Below are 19866 nucleotides of genomic sequence, written 5' to 3'. Positions count from 1 at the left end.
TCTATCGAATAATAAAAGGAGGCATTATGCTATTCGCCGATTATTTTCAAAACCCTGCCGTGTTGCACCTTAATACGCAGCCCCATCACGCTTATTTTATTCCTTTTGCAAAGGGGCAAACGGCGTGTCAAATCGAACGCGAATCGTCACAGTATTTCCTCAATCTGAACGGTGATTGGGATTTTCACTACTATGCTGGTTATCAATCTCTTCCGACACAATTGGCGGAAATCCCCTTTGCACATCGTATTCCCGTACCGTCAAATTGGCAAAACCATGGATTTGATCACCATCATTACACCAATATCAACTACCCTTTCCCGTTTGATCCGCCTTATGTGCCGATTGAAAATCCGTGCGGCGTTTATCGTCGCATTTTTGAGTTGAAGAAGAACAACAGCAAACGTTACCTGCTGAACTTTGAAGGCGTGGATTCCTGTTTGTACGTGTACCTCAATCAACAATTTGTCGGCTACGGGCAAGTCAGCCACAGTACCAACGAGTTTGATGTGACGGATTTCTTATATGAAGGCGAAAACCATCTTATCGTTTTTGTCCTGAAATGGTGCGACGGCAGCTATTTGGAAGATCAAGACAAATTCAGAATGTCGGGAATTTTCAGAGATGTCTATCTGCTCGAGCGGGAGCAAAATTACCTGCAAGATTTCTTCGTCCGCACCGCTTTGTCCGATGATTTACATACCGCAGAGCTCACGGTGGAATGCCAATTTGCACAAACGCCCAAATCGATTGAATACCAACTGTTCGCCCCAAACGGTACGTTAATTTGTCGCGAGCAAGGAACGTATTTTTCAGTCACGCTGAATAATGTGCAATTATGGAATGCCGAACAACCGCAGCTTTATCGGTTACACCTAATCACGGAAGAAGAAATCATCGAACAAAAAATCGGCTTCAGACACATTCACATTGAGCGCGGCGTGCTGCGTCTTAACGGACAACCGATCAAATTCCGTGGCGTCAACCGACATGACAGCGATCCGAAAACCGGTTACGCCATCAGCCGTGCGCAAGCACTCCAAGATTTAGCCCTGATGAAACAACATAACATTAATGCGATTAGAACGGCGCATTACCCCAATTCACCATGGTTTAGCGAATTGTGCGATCAATACGGCTTTTATCTGATCAGCGAAAGCGACATTGAAAGCCACGGCGCGAGTATGCTGTATGTCAGTACCCCTGAGCAGAGTATCTTTTTAAACCATTCACAGATTTGTGAACACGAACGGATCCGCCAAAAAGCGATCGATAATTTCTGCTACTTTGCCCGCGATCCGCAATTCAAACAGGCGATTTTAGACCGCACTTATGCCAATGTTGAACGGGATAAAAACCGCACCTCCGTCGTGATTTGGTCGCTCGGTAACGAAAGCGGTTACGGTGAAAATTTTGAAGCGGCGGCGCAATGGATTAAACAGCGTGATCCAAGCCGCTTGGTGCATTATGAAAGCTCGATTTATCAACATTCACAACATCAAAACGATTTAATGCCCCTTGATTTTTACAGCGAAATGTACGGCAGCCCTGAAGATGTAGCACGCTACTGCCAGCAGCCGCAAACCAAGCCGTTTCTGTTATGCGAATATAGTCATGCCATGGGGAATTCCAATGGGGATTTGGAAGACTACTTCCAAGTTTTTGAGAAATATGAACATGCCTGCGGCGGCTTCATTTGGGAATGGTGCGACCATACGCCTTATCTGCCCGACGGTTCGGGTAAGTTAGGCTACGGCGGTGATTTCGGCGAATATCCTCACGACGGCAATTTCTGTGCCGACGGCTTGGTGTCGGCAGAACGTATCCCGCACAGCAACCTGCTAGAACTCAAAAATATCAACCGTCCTGCACGGGCGAAGCTTGTCGGTCATCAGATTGAATTGCAAAATTATTTGGATTTCACACCGCTTGCAGAGGTACTATCCGTTCATTATCAATTCAGTGAAAACGGCGAAGTGACCTCGCAAGGCACGCTTGAGGTTGATTGCGCCCCTCATCAAACCGTACAACTTCCGTTAAGCTTGCCGATCAACAAGGGAAAGCTGACTGTTCTAACCTTAACTTACCTTGCCCGCCGAGCAAGCGAATTTATCCAAGTCGGTGATAGCTTAGGCTTTGATCAAATTGTCTTTAATGAAGACGTGTTAGTGAAGCCTGAAACGCATTTCCCTCAACAACGCTTTGATGTCACGGAAAATAATTGCAAAATTTTCATCAAATCCGACCGCTTGTATTTTGAATTTGATAAAAACAAAGGGATTTTCAGCCGAATCAAACGGGATCATCAAGACCTTATTCAACAGCCGTTGGATTTTAATATTTGGCGGGCGCCGACGGATAACGACCGTTTGATTCGGGAATTTTGGGCGAATGCAGGTTATAACCGCGCCTATACGCGTGCTTACCAAACTCAAGTCACCCGACATGCACAAGGTGTAGACATTCATGCGCTATGTGGCATCATTGCCGTATCCAAAGCCAAAATATTGGCATTAGATGTGACATATCGTTTACATCATAACGGAAAATTAGACGTAATCATTCACGGGGAAAAATCCCCCGAACTGCCGTATTTGCCACGCTTCGGGTTACGTTTTTTCCTTGAGAAACAGACTCAACCGATTGAATATTTCGGCTACGGTGAGGGTGAAAGTTATATCGACAAACATCACGCGACGCAGGTAGGGCGATATACGACAACCGCCGCACAAAACCACACGGATTACTTAAAACCGCAAGAAAACGGTAGCCACTTCGGTTGCCACTATGTGAAAACACAGAACATGTTGATTTCAAGCGATCGCGGTTTTAGCTTTAATATTTCACCTTATATGCAAGAAGAATTGACCGAGAAAACCCATGCATATCAATTGGTAGCCTCATCTTATGATATTTTATGTATCGACTATAACATGAGCGGAATCGGTTCCAACTCGTGTGGTCCGAAGTTGAAACCGCAGTATAGATTCAACGACTGCGCTTTTTCGTGCCGTTTCGCCATTGAATTGATTCCGAAATGATTTTTGTGAGCCACGTCATAGAACGAATTTTAGAATTTAACTATACTATTACGGCTAGGAGGAATACATAATGAGCGAACAATTTGCGATACATGATCACCCGCACCGCCGTTATAACCCGTTGAAAGACGAATGGATTTTGGTTTCGCCCCATCGGGCGAAACGTCCGTGGAGCGGTCAGGTGGATAAAGCGGCGGTTGAACAGCTGCCAAGCTATGATGAAAAGTGCTTTCTTTGCCCGACGAATACCCGTGTTTCAGGCGATGTAAACCCGAATTATCAAGGCACTTATGTTTTTAACAACGATTTTGCGGCATTAATGCCCGATACGCCTGACGCACCACCATCTGATAATCCGTTGTTTAAAATTCAGGGAGTGCGAGGTTTGGCTAGGGTGATTTGTTTTTCGCCTGATCATAGTAAAACGCTCCCTGAATTGCCTGTGGAAAAAATTCGTGGTGTGGTGGATACGTGGAATGCTCAATTAGAAGAACTAGGTAAAGATTATCTGTGGGTTCAAGCCTTTGAAAATAAAGGGGCGATGATGGGTTGCTCACAACCACACCCACACGGGCAAATTTGGGCGAACTCATTTTTACCTAATGAAATTGCAACCAAGGATAAAAACTTACGTCGTTACTATGAACAATACGGTTCAAATTTATTGGTAGATTATGTTCAAGCCGAATTAAAAGACGGCACGCGTACTGTCACGGAAACAGAGCATTGGCTTGCTGTGGTGCCTTATTGGGCGGCGTGGCCTTATGAAACAATTTTGATGCCAAAACGCCATGTAAAACGAATGAATGAGCTGAGCGAAGCCGAAAAAGACGATTTAGCTTTAGCGATTAAAAAGCTGACCTGCCGTTATGACAATCTGTTTGAATGTGCCTTCCCGTATTCAATGGGCTGGCATTTTGCCCCGTTCTTTAAAGACGGGCAAGATATTGAACATTGGCAACTCCATGCTTATTTCTATCCGCCACTACTCCGCTCGGCAACTGTACGGAAATTTATGGTCGGTTATGAAATGTTAGCCGAAGCCCAACGGGATTTAACCCCGGAGCAAGCCGCCGAGAAGTTAAGAGCGGTGAGTGAAGATGTTCATTATAAACAAAGATAATTGAATGGGGCGAACACATCGGTTCGCCCCTACATAAAAAATAACAAAGGAAGATAACAATGAGCCCAATCCAACTCTCTCAAACCCAATTTGAACAACATTTTGGTTATGCCCCGCAGCAGACGGTTTTTGCCCCGGGGCGCGTAAACATTATCGGTGAACATACCGATTATAACGACGGTTTCGTGATGCCTTGTGCGATCAATTATGGTATGGCAGTGAGCTTTGCTAAACGTGATGATTCCATGTGGCGTGTCTATGCGATTGATATTAACGAAACCGATGCCTTTGATATTAAAAAAGAGATTCCGCAAAGCGAAGATAAATGGAAAAACTATGTGCGCGGTGTGGTGAAATATATTCAAGAACGTTGCCCTGAATTTATTCAAGGTGCGGACATTGCAATGACCAGTGACGTGCCGATGTCGTCGGGATTAAGCTCGTCCGCCGCCCTTGAAATTTCTATCGGCAAAACCTGCCAAGTACTGGGCGACTTGCCGCTGACGTTAACGGAAATTGCCCTGATCGGACAACAAGCGGAGAATCAATTCGTCGGTGCCAAATGCGGTAACATGGATCAGCTGACCTCCGCATTAGGCAGAAAAGAACACCTTATCATGATTGACTGCCGTTCGCTTGAAATCAACCCGACACGGGTTCCGAAAGGATATGCTATTGCCATCATTAACTCCAACGTAAAACATGACTTGGTCACCGGTGAGTACAATAGCCGTCGAAAAGAATGTGAAGCCGCTGCGAAATTCTTTAAAGTCAAAGCGCTACGTGATGTCACGCCTAAAAAATTGGAAGAACGTGCCGACGAACTACGAGAATACAGCGAAGTGGTCTACAAACGGGCAAAACATGTGATCACCGAAAATCAACGCGTACAAGATGCCGCCAAAGCGCTAAAAACCAATAATATGCAAAAACTCGGGGTATTAATGGCGGAATCCCACCTCTCTATGCGGAATGATTTTGAAATCACTATTCCGGAAATCGACTACCTTGTCGAGTTGGCTCAAGCGGCAATCGGTAAAAACGGCGGAGCAAGAATGACGGGCGGCGGTTTCGGTGGTTGTATCGTCTGTCTCGTACCGGATGATAAAGTAGAAACCTTGCGTAAATCCGTTGCGGATAACTACCAAAAGCAAACTGGTATTCAAGAAACCTTCTATGTTTGTACGGCAAGTGATGGCGTGAGAGTGGTTTAATTTCTTAATATTTGTCGGCGCGAGCCTCTCGCTCGTGCCTTATTATCTATTGTTTACGGCAAGAGCGGGACGCTCGCACCGGCTACAAGTTAAGGTATCTTTATGCAACTCTACACTCTCGAAAACGATCATCTCAAAATCACCCTATCTGACTTTGGTGCATCTTGGCTTTCTTGTATTGTAAAATTACCGAATGAACAGCGGGAAGTCCTTGTCACCACCACACCCGAACGCTGGCAAAAACAAACCGCCTATTTCGGCGCAACCGTCGGACGCTACGCAAACCGTATCGCTAATGGGTGTTATCGTTTAAACGATAAAGAATTCATACTGGCTCGGAATAATGGCGAAAATAATTTACACGGTGGGGAGTTAGGCGCCGATAAACAGCTCTGGCAAGTAGAATCCGCCTCGTTACAAGCGGTCAGATTGAGCAAAAAATTTGCAAATGGTGAAGAGGGCTTTGGCGGAGAAGTAAATGCAACGGTAGAATACCGCTTAAACGGTAATCAACTTGAGATCGAATTCAATGCGCAGAGCGACCAAGATACACCGCTCTGTTTCACCAATCATGCCTATTTTAACCTCTCAAATGCGCCGACGATTCATCAACATGAATTGCAACTGAATGCAGATTATTACCTGCCTGTCGGCTCAAACGGGATTCCGAATGCACCGCTAAAAGCGGTTGAAGGTACAAGTTTTGATTTTCGCAAGCGTAAGAAAATCGGGCAAGACTTGTTGACTGATGCAGATCAGCAAGCCGTGCGCGGTTACGATCACGCTTTCAGACTTGCAAAACATTGCCAAGATCTGACCGCTTGTCAACCGGATGCGACGCTTTCAGCGGGCGGAATTACCCTTGAATTACGCACAACCAAGCCTGCATTACAAGTTTATACCGGCAACTGGCTGGGTGGACAACCTAACTTGACGGGCGGCAGCTATCCTGATTATGCAGGAGTCGCCCTAGAACCTGAGTTTTTCCCTGATACCCCGAACCACCCCGAATGGTGGAAAATCGGCGGTATTACTCGAGCCGGAGAAACTTACCGCCATCGGATTCATTATTGTTTTAAAACCGCATAAAAAATCTGCACCTCAAACGTTGAACTAAGCAACGGGTTAAGGTGCAGATTATCATACGCTTGTACCTTTTTATCAATTTATACGGCTTTACTCATCTTCAAAGCGTTTTGCTTTGTATTTCGGGTTCATCAAGTTTTCGACGGAAAGAATATCGTCTAATTGCGCTTCCGTCAGTAAACCGCGTTCTAACACGACTTCGCGTACGCCTTTACCGGTTGTAGCACAAATTTTACCGACAATATCACCTTCGTGGTGTCCGATAAACGGATTGAGATAAGTTACAATACCGATCGAATTGAATACATAGCTTTCACAGATTTCTTTGTTTACCGTAATACCGTCGATACATTTATCACGCAGGTTCACGCAAGCATTCGATAAAATCTCAATGGATTCAAACATCGCTTGACCGATCACCGGTTCCATGACATTTAACTGTAATTGACCCGCTTCAGCGGCGAATGTCACGGTCGTATCGTTACCAATGATTTTGAAGCAGACTTGGTTGACCACTTCAGGTACCACCGGATTGACTTTCGCCGGCATAATCGATGAACCCGCTTGCAATTCAGGCAGATTAATTTCATTTAAACCGGCACGCGGCCCTGATGAAAGTAAACGTAAGTCGTTACAGACTTTTGACAATTTTACCGCAGTACGTTTTAACGCACCGTGAACCATCACATAGGCACCGCAGTCTGAAGTCGCTTCAATCAGGTTTTCCGATAAGGTACACGGAAGTTGTGTCACTTCGGACAGATATTTCACTGCCAGCGGTGCATAACCTTCCGGCGTATTTAACCCTGTTCCGATAGCCGTCGCCCCCAAATTCACTTCCAATAGCAACTCCGCCGTACGTTTTAAGTTTTTCACTTCTTCGTCAAGTAACACAGAAAACGCTTTAAACTCTTGACCGACCGTCATCGGCACCGCATCTTGCAATTGGGTACGCCCCATTTTCAAGATATTGGCAAACTCATTGGCTTTTGCTTCAAACCCTTGTTGCAAGTAAAGGACTTTACTAATCAATTTCATAATGCTGTTATACACCGCAATGCGGAAGCCGGTCGGATAAGCATCATTGGTTGATTGGCTGGCATTCACATGATCCATCGGATTTACAATGTGGTATTCGCCTTTTTTATGTCCTAAAAGCTCAAGCGTCAAATTCGCCACCACTTCATTGGTATTCATATTGACCGAAGTGCCGGCGCCGCCCTGATACACGTCTGACGGGAACTGATCCAAACAGCGCCCGTTCACCAGTATTTCATCACAAGCCTGTACGATTGCCTTGGCAATTTTTTTCGGTATCGCCCCCAACTCACCGTTCGCCAATGCGGTGGCTTTTTTTACCATGACCATACCGCGCACAAATTCCGGCACATCCGAAATAGTGTTTTTTGAAATCTTAAAGTTTTCTACTGCACGTAATGTGTGAATGCCCCAATACACTTCATTCGGTACTTCACGCTCACCTAATAAATCCACTTCAATACGAGTATGACTCATAATTTTCCCCTTTGTTATTTGCTATGAAATTGCGATTCATCATACTGACTTCAACGGAATAAAAATGCGATCTAGATCATATTTTTCAGAAAGTCACGGGCGATATAAATTGCCGTTTCGGATTAGTTTTTTTTATGCAAAAAAAAACGGGAACACTGCGTGTCCCCATTCTTAACGTCTTGAAACTTATCTTAAAATAGTCAATTCACGTACTTTCAATTCGGTTTTGTTCCACTCTCTGTCAATTTCGCCGTAGACGCGAATAACGTTTTCCGAACTGACATTTTTGCCTTGCCAAACATGGTTGTCGATTTCAACGCGGATCTGACCGCTTGAGTCCGCCAGAATATACTCATCGTTATCGACTTGATCCAAAATAGAACCTTCCAGTGTTACATAGCTGTCGTCATAAGCCGATAACGCTTGCTTTACGCTGATCACACTGGATGGTACGTTGGCACCGAACTGCTGTTGGTTGGCATACGGATTGCTACAAGCCGTTAACACCAATGCACCGGCTAATAACGATAATGACATTAATTTTTTCATGTGATTTTCCTCAACATTTACTTGCTAATACGTTTTACATCAATTTCCGTTCTATTATCGTCTCGGTCAACTTTACCGTGAATACGGATTCTGGTTTTGGAATCCACATGTAATCCGCCCCACGCATCATCATCGACATCAATCCGAATTTGACCGCTCGAATCTCTAAAAATAAAGCTGTCCTCATCAAGTTGCTTAACAATGTAACCGGAAATGGAAACCGGAGCATCATCATAGGCTTTTTTAGCTTGCGCAACCGTCGTGATACTTTTTGCCTTTTTCCCTTGGAAACCGCCGCCATTATTACCTTGAAAACCGGCAAACGCCGATGTTGAAAGTGTTAAGATTGAAACTAAAGTGATTAATTTTTTCACTGCAACCATTCTCCGAATAGACATTCATTCAATAAACCGCCGCGTGTTACCGCTTTCTCGAGCATTAGAACAGTAAAATCTTAAAAAATTCTTAAGACGGATAAATTTATTGATTCACTCTTCCATCGCATAGCCGCCAGGCGGTAAACGCTGGTTATCCAAATAGGCATAGCCGTCTTTCAAATATAAACGATCAGTACAAAACCATTGAATCACTAGCGGATAACAACGGTGTTCCTGTTCATAAACACGTTCAATCACATCGTCTAATTCATCATCCGGATAAATCGGCACTTTCGCTTGCAATACGATGGCGCCGCCGTCAACCTCTTCGTTCACAAAATGAATACTCATTCCGTGTTCTTGTTCACCGGCTTCCATTGCCCGTTGATGGGTATGCAATCCGGGGTATTTCGGCAGTAAAGACGGATGAATATTCAAAATTTTACCGTCAAAGCGACGGGTAAATTCCGCCGTTAAAATTTTCATATAGCCAGCCATCACGATTAAATCGGCATGTAGTACTTCGATTTGTGCCACGATTGCCCGATCCATATCAAGGCTCGTGGCAAAATCCCGACGTTCAAACACAAAAGTCGGGATATTCGCTTGTTTGGCACGTTCCAAACCGTAAGCAGACGCTTGGTTTGAAATGACCCCGCAAATATTTCCCTTGATTCTGCCCGCTTGTTGGGCTTCAATAATTTTTTGTAAATTCGAGCCATTGCCCGAAATCATGATCACAATATTTTTCATCATATTTTGCCGAAATTACATAGACGAAAGGGCGTATTTCCTACGCCCTTGATAAATAGTATAACCCGCCGAATCTACAAGCGGTCGGTTCAGGCCAAAATTTTACACAATTTCAACTTGTTCGCTACCGCCACCCAAATTCTCAATTTTTCCGATTACCCAAGCCGTTTCACCCGCTTGTTTCAATACGGCAAGCGCCGTTTCCACATCACTTTCGGGTAACGCAATAACCATACCGACACCACAGTTAAAGGTGCGATACATTTCATAACGACTAATGTTGCCCTTTTCTTGTAACCAAGTAAAGGCGGGTTGCCATGTCCAGCTTGATTCGTTAATCACGGCTTTAACATTATTCGGCAACACGCGCGGAATATTTTCCCAAAAACCGCCGCCGGTTAAATGCGCGATTGCGTGTACATCAACTTGTTTAATTAATTGAAGCACCGATTTGACATAAATTTTCGTCGGCGCCAAAAAATGCTCGCTTAACGGTTTGCCGTCCAATAAGTCCGACGGTGCAGCACCGCTGACTTCCAACACTTTACGAATCAGTGAATAACCGTTTGAATGAGGACCACTCGAAGCTAACGCAATCAGTACATCACCGACTTTTACGTTTGAACCGTCAATGATCTCGGATTTTTCGACCACGCCGACACAGAATCCGGCTAAATCATAATCGCCTTCGTGATACATGCCAGGCATTTCCGCCGTTTCACCGCCGACTAAGGCACAACCTGACTGCTCACAACCGTTGGCAATACCTTTGATGACCGAGCCTGCCACATCGACATCCAATTTTCCCGTCGCGTAATAATCAAGGAAAAAGAGAGGCTCGGCGCCTTGAACGACAAGGTCATTGACACACATTGCCACCAAATCGATGCCGATAGTGTCATGTTTGTTTAAATCAATCGCTAAACGCAATTTAGTGCCGACGCCGTCCGTACCGGAAACCAAAATAGGTTCTTTATATTTGCTTGGTAAGGCACACAACGCCCCGAAGCCGCCTAATCCACCGATAACTTCCGGACGACGGGTACGCTTCACATCCCCTTTAATACGCTCGACCAGTTCATTCCCGGCATGAATATCAACACCGGCATCTTTGTAACTTAGTTGTGTTGTCACGATTAAAACCTCAATCAAATAAAAAAGCGGAGCAAGTATATCACCATGCAAACGTTTGCGATAGAGATTGTATAACGATCTTTATCTAAAAACAGCGAAGTACAAATTTCATACTAATGCACGGAATACATTGAACAAAATAAAAAATACCGACTCTTATTCAGATATTTGTTATCGCAAACACTGTACGTTTGATGTTTTTTATCGGCTGCGCATAAATTGCACAAAATAATTTGCTAATTGAAGCAAGTTCTGTTATTTATACGCGCCTTTAAATATAACCCTAATAACCCCTAAACAGCAGTATCTTAGGGAAGACGATTCCAAGAAAACAGGAGTGAATTATGACTCAAGTGGCAAAAACCACTTCTTTAAGTTTACTGGCTCTTGCCGGTGTGTCGCCTTACGAGCCGAGTAAGAATGAAGAATACATGAACGATGCCCAAATCGAGCATTTCCGTAAAATTCTGAAAGCATGGCATGCGCAAATTATGGAAGAAGCGGAACGTACCAAAAGCCAAATGCAAGATGATGTGACCAATTTCGCCGATCCTGCCGACCGTGCAACACAAGAAGAAGAATTCAGCTTAGAATTACGCAATCGCGATCGTGAGCGCAAATTACTGAAACGTATTGAGCAAACATTAGTGAAACTGGATGAAGGTGACTACGGCTATTGTGATGCCTGCGGAATCGAAATCGGTTTAAAACGTTTGGAAGCGCGCCCGACCGCCGAACTTTGTGTCGATTGCAAAACACTCGCCGAGATTCGTGAAAAACAGATGGGCGGCTAATCATTAAAAATACGATAGTTAGACAATATTGAAAAAGTAGGGACACACTGCGTGTGTCCGTTTAGCATATGTTTACGGTGTTCCTACATTTCTATGTCATAGTAATGAGGTGACTTATTTTAAATTACATCAAATCTTTTTTTGGTCGCAAAAAAAAAGGACGATATCCCACCGCTTGCCGAAACCACACAAGCGGAACACAACTTTCATCCCAAACGGTTAGAACCTAAGCCGATTGAACACCCCAATCGCACACCGAAGAAAAAATCACACAGAACGCACACGGTACCGAATCATATTCTGCACAAAAAGTTTACCCTACCGGCAGGACATTACGGCATTTCGCCGAAAGATTTCCCTAGCAATGCTATCGCCATTGTTAATAAGTTGCAAAAAAACGGTTATGAAGCCTATATGGTCGGCGGCTGTATCCGCGACTTATTGTTAGGGCAAAAAGCGAAAGACTTTGACATTGCTACCAATGCGCGCCCTGAGGAAATTCAAAAAATCTTTGGTCGCCAATGCCGCTTAATTGGTCGGCGTTTCCGTCTGGCTCATATCGTTTTCGGGCGTGAAATCTATGAAGTTGCAACATTCCGCGCGGATCATCACAGTAACGCGACGGAGAAAATGTCCAAAACCAGTGAAGCGGGAATGCTATTGCGAGACAATGTCTACGGCTCATTACGGGAGGATGCGGAACGCCGTGATTTCAGCGTCAATGCCTTTTATTACGATGTCAGTCATAATATGATTTACGACTTCTTCAACGGGATTGATGATCTGAAAGCAGGCAAATTAGCACTGATTGGTGATCCCGTCACTCGTTATCAAGAAGATCCGGTGCGGATGCTGCGTGCCGTCCGTTTTATGGCAAAACTCGACATGTTTCTTGACAAGGCAAGCGATGAGCCGATTCGCAACATGGCGCCGTTGTTAAAAAATATTCCGGCGGCCCGCCTGTTTGACGAATCACTGAAATTGTTGCAATCGGGTTACGGCTATAAAACCTATGAATTATTGCGTCAATACGGTTTGTTTCAGCAGCTTTTCCCTGTGTTAAGCCGCTTTTTTACCGAATACGGTGATTCCGATACCGAACGCATGATCGGCAAAGCGCTTCGGTCAACGGACGAACGAATTCGAGATAACCTACGTGTGAATCCCGCATTCTTATTTGCAGCACTGTTTTGGTATCCGCTACGCGAAAAAATCGATGAGCTGAAAAATGAAGGGGGTTTAAATAACCATGATGCGATGATGCTGGCGGCAAACGAAATCCTTGCCGACAGCGTGAAAGCCGTTGCATTACACCGTCGTTATACCACGGTAATTCGAGATATTTGGGCATTACAATTCCAATTTCCGAAACGCACCGGCAAACGCCCGCAGCAAACCCTCGAACATATTAAATTCCGCGCGGGCTTTGATTTACTCGTAATGCGCGCCGAAATTGAAGGCGGCGATCTCGTGGAATTAAGTGCATGGTGGCATGAATACCAATTCAGCAATGAAGCTCAGCGGACTGAAATGCTGAAAAATGTAAAAAGTTTACCGACCTTCCGAGATGAAGAAACAAAGAAAAAACGCCGCCCGCGCCGCAAATTCAGCCGCAAAAAGAAAGTGACTCAAGGAGAAGCCTCATGACGACGGTTTATGTGGCGCTGGGTTCAAACCTTGAAAATCCGTTGCAACAGCTCAAACAAGCGGTCTCTTCACTGCGAAAATTTGCAAAAAATATCCGAGCGAGTTCATTCTATGGCAGTAAACCTCTCGGACCACAGGATCAACCCGATTATGTTAATGCCGTGGTAAAATTCGATACGGATCTGACTGCTATCGAATTACTCGATCAATTGCAACGCATTGAGAATGAGCAAGGTCGCGTGCGCTTACGCCGTTGGGGCGAACGCACGCTTGATTTGGATATTTTGCTTTACGGCGACGAACGAATCCAAACGGCACGTTTGACCGTTCCCCATTACGATATGCACAACCGCGAATTCGTCATCGTACCGCTTTATGAAATCAGCCCCGAATTGATTTTGCCGAACGGCACCGCACTGCGAGACCTCTATCAACAATTTGCCGATCATCAAATGGTAAATTTCGGATAACAAAAGACCGCTTGTCAGCGGTCTTTTTTGCTATTTACCTTTTACATCAATAATCACGACTTCCGATTGTGAGCCCAAACGCATTGGGATCCCCCAAAAGCCATAGCCCGATGTCACGAAAAAGTGCCCGTTGCCGATTTTTTCATAGCCGTAAGATAACACATACATCGCCGATGTCATGATATTTGCCGGGAACACCTGTCCGTTATGCGTATGACCTGAAACCTGAATATCAATCGGTAATTTTGCATGTTGTTCGATTTGCGTCGGGCGATGGTCCATTAAAAATACCGGTAAATTCGAATTAACGCCTTCCAAAAGCTGCTCCGTATTCGGGCGGGTTTTATTCATCTCATCATTCCGTCCGATAATGGTAAATTTTCCGTCCAAACGGACCGCTTGATCCCATAAAACCTGAATTCCCGCCGCGCGCATTTCCTTGGCAATCTGATTCTGCGCACCGAAGAAATCATGATTCCCCAAGGTGGCGTAAGTGCCTAACGGCGCCTTTAACTTGGCTAAATGCGGACGCATATTTTCGGCAAAATAGTAATTTAAATTATCGTCCATAATATCGCCGGGCAGTAAAATTAAATCGACTTTCTCTTTATTAAAAATCTCTGCCAGTTGATCCAATTGCTTTCCGCCGAATAATTTACCTAAATGTAAATCACTTGCCACCCCGATGCGGGTCGGTTGCATCGGTTTATCCAATGTAACGGTATAACGAACAATGGTCGGCGTATAGGCGTTATATACCGAAAATCCCACCAAGGCTAAAAACCCTATCGGATACATTATCCTCAGCGCATTATTCAATTTACGCGAATCCATAAACCGCTTGCCTGCAAAATAAACCGCCGCCGTTGCAATACGGACGAACAGGGCAAAAAGCAGGAATAGTAATATCAGCGCATTTAGTCTAAAGCTGCGCAATATTTGCGTGAAATGTAAAAGAATAAACAGATTGACGGTAACATAACTTGACACCGTCACGAGCCAACGCCCCCGTTTGGATAAATTAAACAACCACGCCGTGGTTCTGGAGAAGTTTAACAATAATAATTGTAATGCGATTACCACAACCACAATGGTGATGTAATGTCTGGCTTCCAAATTTATAATACCTATCTAAATAAAACGGCATTCTACACATTTATATTGAGAAAAAAAGCCCAACTGCTGTTGGGCTTTTAAGTAAGCAAATGCCAAATAAAGGAGAAAAGTCGTCTTCGCTTATTATTTCATCAGCTTTTGACGAATCGCATTTGCTAATTCTGGGCTAACTTTTTCAAAGTGAGCCATTTGTCTTTCTACGATTTCAGGGACAGTGACACCGGATAAACCTGCTGCAAAGTTACCTGCCAAGCGATCTTTTTCTTCCGCTGTAAACAAGTTATAAAGTGCTGCTGGTTGTGAGTAGTAATCTTCATCGTACTCACGGAAGTTAAAGTGTGCAGCTTCACGCTCAATTTGTAATGGTAATTGGTCGTGGGTCGGCACATAAGTATCAAAACGGTTCGGTGCGTAGTTAGGGTGGTTACCACCGTTTGCATCTACACGCATTGCACCATCACGGTGAGTCGTGTGGTATGGGCATTTTGGTGCATTTACAGGGATTTGGTGGTGGTTTACACCTAAACGGTAACGCTGTGCATCTTGGTAAGAGAACAGACGACCTTGTAACATACGGTCTGGCGAGAAGCCGATTCCCGGAACGATGTTAGAGGGTGCAAATGCTGCTTGCTCTACTTCAGCAAAGTAGTTTTGTGGATTACGGTTTAACTCTAATACACCCACTTCGATCACTGGGTAATCTGCGTGTGGCCATACTTTAGTTAAGTCAAAGGCATAGTTATGTTTGTGAGCATCTGCTTCTGGCATAATTTGCACTTGAACAGTCCAACGTGGAAATTCACCACGCTCAATCGCTTCATATAAATCTCTTTGGCTAGATTCACGATCTTCACCTACAACTTTAGCTGCTTCTTCGTTAGTAAAGAATTTGTGACCTTGTTGTGTTTTGAAGTGGAATTTCACCCAGAAACGCTCGTTGTTTGCGTTTACAAAGCTATAAGTGTGGCTACCGTAACCGTTCATATGACGTAAAGTCGCAGGAATACCACGATCTGAGAATAATGTCATAATTTGGTGCATTGACTCAGGGTGACGTGACCAGAAATCCCACGCGGCATTTGCATCACGCAAGTTCGTTTGCGGATTACGTTTTTGTGTATGGATAAAATCCGGGAATTTTAACGGATCACGGATAAAAAATACCGGCGTATTGTTACCCACTAAGTCCCAGTTACCTTGTTCTGTATAGAATTTTAATGAGAAACCACGCACGTCACGCTCTGCATCGGCAGCCCCACGCTCACCGGCAACCGTTGAGAAACGTAATAATACTTCAGTTTGCGCACCCGGTTTAAATACTGCAGCTTTGGTGTATTTGGTAATATCTGCAGTGACAGTGAATGTACCGTAAGCCGCTGAACCTTTAGCATGAACCACACGCTCAGGAATACGTTCACGAGCAAAGTGAGCTAATTTCTCTTGGAACCATACATCTTGTAAAAGAAGCGGACCGCGTGGGCCAGCAGACATGGTGTTATCGTTATCTACAACAGGTGCGCCTGCTGCATTAGTTAAGGTTTTAGAACCATGATCAAACGGACATTTTGACATCATTGTATTCCTCTGTAGTTAATAGGTAATTGCTTTAAATAAATTATAGTTTGATAGCTAAAAACTTATCAAACTATCAATTTAATCACAAATAACTATTAAACAAAGAAAATCAATAGTCAAAATGTCTTTTAGCATACAAAGCTGATCTTTTTATAAAAAATTATTACGCCGGAATAATCGCAAAAACCCGCGCGTTAAAACCGGAAGCGTTCTCAATTTTCGGTACTCCGATAAAAACGGCACCGCCGGTTGCGGGAAGATCAGCTAGATTATTCAACACTTCCACTTGGAATTTATCTTGAGAAAGCCAGTAACGTTCACCGATCAAGTCATTGTGCTTAACGAAATCCAATGCGCTGTCCGTATCAAGCGTTTCATGTCCGATGGCGGCAACATCTCGTTGTTGGTGTAAAAATTCAAGCGCTTCCAAGCTCCAACCCGGCGTATGAGCCTGTCCGTTTTCATCTTTATTATAAAACGCTTGATGATCTAACCAGCGCGACGACCAACCGCTGGCAAACACCACGAAGCTTCCTTCGGGGATTTTTCCGTACTCCGCCTCAAAAGCCAAAATATCCTCGACGGTTAAACAATAGTCGTGATTGCGTTCCACCTCTTTTTCTTTATGGAGAACAATCAGCGGCAATACCAATTCCAGCGGCTGAATTTCCTCCAAATAACGTTTACCTACCGCAAAGTGAACCGGTGCATCAATATGCGTACCGTATTGACTCGCTAAAGTAAATTCATTGGCAAGGAAACCGTCTCTTTCCACGGTGAAAAGAACCTTGCTTTCAATCGGCTTAAAGGCGGGGAAATACGGGATAGTCGGATTAACCGAATGGCTTAAATCGACCCATTTCTGTTTTTTTAATACTTGAATTGCATTGAGAATATCAGACATATTGCCTCCTGATGAATGAGAAAGACGTCAATCTAACGAGAGACGTTTTTAAATTCAAATAACTAAACGTTATAACCTAGAAATCAATATCTTTATACAAATCTCCCTTGAAATTTGACTTTTACGCCTTATTTAGTAAGCCATTTTTTATGACAAGCGGTCTGTTTCCGCTTATTTTTTACAAATTTAAGAGGACTTATGAGTACAAACCAAGAAACCCGTGGCTTTCAGTCGGAAGTCAAACAACTACTTCAATTAATGATCCACTCACTCTATTCTAATAAAGAGATCTTTTTGCGTGAGTTAATTTCCAATGCGTCAGACGCTGCCGACAAATTGCGTTTCAAAGCCCTTTCTCAACCTGAACTTTATGAAGGCGATGGTGAATTGCGTGTACGTATTAGTATTGATGAAACCTTAGGCACCATCACCATCAGCGATAATGGTATCGGTATGAGCCGCGAGCAAGTGATTGATCATCTCGGTACTATCGCTAAATCAGGTACCAAAGAGTTTTTAAATGCACTCGGTTCAGACCAAGCGAAAGACAGCCAATTAATCGGGCAATTCGGTGTGGGCTTCTATTCGTCTTTTATCGTTGCCGATAAAGTGACTGTTCGCACCCGTGCCGCAGGCTTAGAAGCCAACCAAGGCGTATTGTGGGAATCTGCCGGTGAAGGCGATTACACCGTTGCCGATATTGAAAAAGCAGGACGTGGCACTGACGTGATTTTACACTTGCGTGATGATGAAAAAGAGTTTTTAAGCGAATGGCGTTTGCGTGACATCATCGGTAAATACTCTGACCATATCGGTTTAGCCGTAGAAATTCAAACCAAAGAGTATGACGATGAAGGCAAAGAAACTGGCACCAAATGGGAAAAAATTAACAAAGCTCAAGCACTTTGGACACGCTCTAAAAATGAGATTTCCGATGAAGAATATAAAGAGTTCTACAAACACATCAGCCACGATTTTGCCGATCCGTTAATTTGGTCGCACAATAAAGTTGAAGGCAAACAAGAATATACCAGCCTACTTTATGTACCGAGCAAAGCACCTTGGGATCTTTTCAACCGTGAACAAAAACACGGTTTGAAACTCTATGTCCAACGTGTGTTTATTATGGACGATGCGGAAGTCTTTATGCCGAATTATCTTCGCTTTATGCGTGGTTTATTAGACTCAAATGACTTACCGTTAAACGTTTCTCGTGAAATTTTACAGGATAACAAAACCACATCGGCACTGCGTTCGGCATTAACCAAACGTGCATTACAAATGTTGGAAAAACTGGCGAAAGATAATACCGAACAGTACCAACAATTCTGGAATGCGTTCGGTTTAGTGTTGAAAGAAGGCGTAGGGGAAGATTTTGCGAATAAAAACCAAGTGGCAGCGTTAGTCCGCTTTGCTTCAACGCATACTGACAGTAGCGAACAAGCGGTCAGTTTGAACGATTATATTGCAAGAATGAAAGAAGGTCAGAAAGCGATTTACTTCTTAACTGCCGACAGCTATCAAGCGGCGAAAAACAGCCCACATTTAGAGCTGTTTAACAAAAAAGGCATTGAAGTCTTACTGCTTTCCGACCGCATTGATGAATGGTTTATCAGCCATTTAACCGAATTTGACGGCAAGCCACTACAAAGTATCACTAAATCAGACTTAGATTTAGGCGATCTTGCCGATAAAGCGGAAGAAGAAACCCAAAAAGCACAAGAAGTTGAATTTGCGAGTTTCTTAGAGAGAGCCAAAGGCTATTTAGGCGAACGTGTCAAAAAAGTGGTCTTAACTCACCGCTTGACTGATACGCCGGCCGTTGTTTCAACTGACAGCGATGAAATGACTACGCAAATGGCAAAACTGTTCGCAGCAATGGGACAACAAGCCCCTGAAGTGAAATATACTTTTGAGTTAAATCCTGAACATTCAATGGTAAAACGTGTGGCTGATATTGCCGATGAAGCGGAATTTAACGACTGGATTGAACTCTTGTTTGAACAGGCATTACTCGCTGAACGTGGCACATTGGAAAATCCAACGGCGTTTATTAAACGGATGAATAAGTTGTTGGGGGCATAAAATAAGGGGCGTAAGCCCCTTAATTTTTAATCCGATTCTTGCCTCAAACGGCGGATTAATTCAGTATTCGCCGGTGGAAACTGCCCTTCTTCCAACTCTTGCTGAGCGATCCAAAAGCCGTCTTGACCTTCCCGTCCGAAAGGTTCACCGACCCATTCTTCCACTAGATAGAAGAAAAGCTCGATCACTTTCGTCGGATATTCAAAACTAAAATGCTCGTAAGGAAACGCGCTGAGCACATGAATACCGATTTCTTCTTCCAATTCGCGACGTAACGCTTCTTCAGGCGTTTCATCTTGCGACACTTTACCGCCGGGAAACTCCAACGATTGGGCAAAATCTTGCCCCTCAAGGCGTTGTGTTAAATAAATTTGTCCGAATTCATTACGGATAATGCCCGCAGCGACTTGAACAAGGGGTTTAGACATAAAAGTTCCTATGGTTATATAGTGTTACAAGCGGTCGGATTGGTAAAATATTTTG

General features: G+C 44.0%; 17 protein-coding genes. 8 read left to right on the top strand and 9 right to left on the bottom strand.

Translation table 11 applies throughout. The features are described from left to right. Nucleotides 1–26: 26 nt before the first annotated feature. From ACEYKX_RS09125 to ACEYKX_RS09110, 4 genes are all read left to right on the top strand, one after another. A complete protein-coding gene (locus ACEYKX_RS09125) occupies nucleotides 27–3041 on the top strand; it encodes a glycoside hydrolase family 2 TIM barrel-domain containing protein (protein ID WP_373767697.1) in 3015 nt (1004 codons plus the stop codon). 70 nt (nucleotides 3042–3111) lie between these two features. Beyond that, nucleotides 3112–4164 carry a UDP-glucose--hexose-1-phosphate uridylyltransferase gene (locus ACEYKX_RS09120; RefSeq protein WP_373767696.1) on the top strand — a complete coding sequence of 351 codons (1053 nt, stop codon included), beginning with the start codon at nucleotides 3112–3114 and terminating at the stop codon, nucleotides 4162–4164. A 59-nt stretch (nucleotides 4165–4223) separates the two neighbouring features. Beyond that, nucleotides 4224–5378, top strand: coding sequence for a galactokinase (gene galK, locus ACEYKX_RS09115; protein WP_373767695.1), 1155 nt, complete (start codon nucleotides 4224–4226; stop codon nucleotides 5376–5378). 102 nt (nucleotides 5379–5480) lie between these two features. Next, nucleotides 5481–6467 carry a galactose-1-epimerase gene (locus ACEYKX_RS09110; protein ID WP_373767694.1) on the top strand — a complete coding sequence of 329 codons (987 nt, stop codon included), beginning with the start codon at nucleotides 5481–5483 and terminating at the stop codon, nucleotides 6465–6467. Between the two features lie 87 nt (nucleotides 6468–6554). On the opposite strand, the gene aspA is transcribed toward ACEYKX_RS09110, so the two are convergent. From aspA to purM, 5 genes are all read right to left on the bottom strand, one after another. After that, complete coding sequence (gene aspA / locus ACEYKX_RS09105; RefSeq protein WP_373767693.1) at nucleotides 6555–7979, bottom strand: aspartate ammonia-lyase; 1425 nt, start codon at nucleotides 7977–7979, stop codon at nucleotides 6555–6557. Between the two features lie 186 nt (nucleotides 7980–8165). Continuing rightward, nucleotides 8166–8528 carry a YgiW/YdeI family stress tolerance OB fold protein gene (locus ACEYKX_RS09100; RefSeq protein ID WP_373767692.1) on the bottom strand — a complete coding sequence of 121 codons (363 nt, stop codon included), beginning with the start codon at nucleotides 8526–8528 and terminating at the stop codon, nucleotides 8166–8168. Nucleotides 8529–8545: 17 nt separating this feature from the next. Further along, entirely contained in the window at nucleotides 8546–8911 is a 366-nt protein-coding gene (locus tag ACEYKX_RS09095) for a YgiW/YdeI family stress tolerance OB fold protein (RefSeq protein WP_373780711.1), read from the bottom strand. A gap of 105 nt (nucleotides 8912–9016) precedes the next feature. Then, on the bottom strand, nucleotides 9017–9658 hold the full coding sequence (purN, locus tag ACEYKX_RS09090) for a phosphoribosylglycinamide formyltransferase (protein WP_373767912.1): 642 nt from the start codon (nucleotides 9656–9658) through the stop codon (nucleotides 9017–9019). A 102-nt stretch (nucleotides 9659–9760) separates the two neighbouring features. Then, nucleotides 9761–10795 (bottom strand): phosphoribosylformylglycinamidine cyclo-ligase, encoded by a 1035-nt coding sequence (purM, locus tag ACEYKX_RS09085; protein ID WP_373767911.1) that lies wholly within the window; start codon nucleotides 10793–10795, stop codon nucleotides 9761–9763. Between the two features lie 341 nt (nucleotides 10796–11136). Between purM and dksA the strand changes: the two genes are divergently transcribed. The 3 genes from dksA (at nucleotide 11137) to folK (ending at nucleotide 13703) form a co-directional block, all read left to right on the top strand. After that, complete coding sequence (dksA, locus tag ACEYKX_RS09080) at nucleotides 11137–11586, top strand: RNA polymerase-binding protein DksA (protein ID WP_373767690.1); 450 nt, start codon at nucleotides 11137–11139, stop codon at nucleotides 11584–11586. A gap of 141 nt (nucleotides 11587–11727) precedes the next feature. Next, nucleotides 11728–13233 carry a polynucleotide adenylyltransferase PcnB gene (gene pcnB / locus ACEYKX_RS09075; protein ID WP_373780709.1) on the top strand — a complete coding sequence of 502 codons (1506 nt, stop codon included), beginning with the start codon at nucleotides 11728–11730 and terminating at the stop codon, nucleotides 13231–13233. After that, a complete protein-coding gene (gene folK, locus ACEYKX_RS09070) occupies nucleotides 13230–13703 on the top strand; it encodes a 2-amino-4-hydroxy-6-hydroxymethyldihydropteridine diphosphokinase (RefSeq protein ID WP_373767689.1) in 474 nt (157 codons plus the stop codon). The genes pcnB and folK overlap by 4 nt, the downstream gene beginning before the upstream one ends. 30 nt (nucleotides 13704–13733) lie before the next feature. Here folK and ACEYKX_RS09065 read toward each other — a convergent pair whose 3' ends face one another. The 3 genes from ACEYKX_RS09065 to ACEYKX_RS09055 form a co-directional block, all read right to left on the bottom strand. Then, nucleotides 13734–14819, bottom strand: a complete 1086-nt coding sequence (locus ACEYKX_RS09065) for a metallophosphoesterase (RefSeq protein WP_373767688.1) — start codon at nucleotides 14817–14819, stop codon at nucleotides 13734–13736. 123 nt (nucleotides 14820–14942) lie between these two features. After that, on the bottom strand, nucleotides 14943–16394 hold the full coding sequence (locus ACEYKX_RS09060) for a catalase (RefSeq protein WP_373780708.1): 1452 nt from the start codon (nucleotides 16392–16394) through the stop codon (nucleotides 14943–14945). Nucleotides 16395–16557: 163 nt separating this feature from the next. Beyond that, nucleotides 16558–17298 carry a cyclase family protein gene (locus tag ACEYKX_RS09055; protein WP_373767686.1) on the bottom strand — a complete coding sequence of 247 codons (741 nt, stop codon included), beginning with the start codon at nucleotides 17296–17298 and terminating at the stop codon, nucleotides 16558–16560. Between the two features lie 198 nt (nucleotides 17299–17496). Here ACEYKX_RS09055 and htpG point away from each other — a divergent pair, with 198 nt between their 5' ends. Then, entirely contained in the window at nucleotides 17497–19383 is a 1887-nt protein-coding gene (gene htpG / locus ACEYKX_RS09050) for a molecular chaperone HtpG (protein WP_373767685.1), read from the top strand. A gap of 26 nt (nucleotides 19384–19409) precedes the next feature. Here the strand turns inward: htpG and mutT are convergent, their stop codons facing one another. Continuing rightward, nucleotides 19410–19811 carry an 8-oxo-dGTP diphosphatase MutT gene (gene mutT, locus ACEYKX_RS09045; protein WP_373767684.1) on the bottom strand — a complete coding sequence of 134 codons (402 nt, stop codon included), beginning with the start codon at nucleotides 19809–19811 and terminating at the stop codon, nucleotides 19410–19412. Between the last annotated feature and the right edge of the window lie 55 nt (nucleotides 19812–19866).

Source organism: Glaesserella sp. (assembly GCF_041817755.1).
Lineage (GTDB): Bacteria > Pseudomonadota > Gammaproteobacteria > Enterobacterales > Pasteurellaceae > Glaesserella.
The sequence above is the reverse complement of the archived record's forward strand: the minus strand, read 5'-3'. Positions and strand labels throughout refer to the sequence as shown.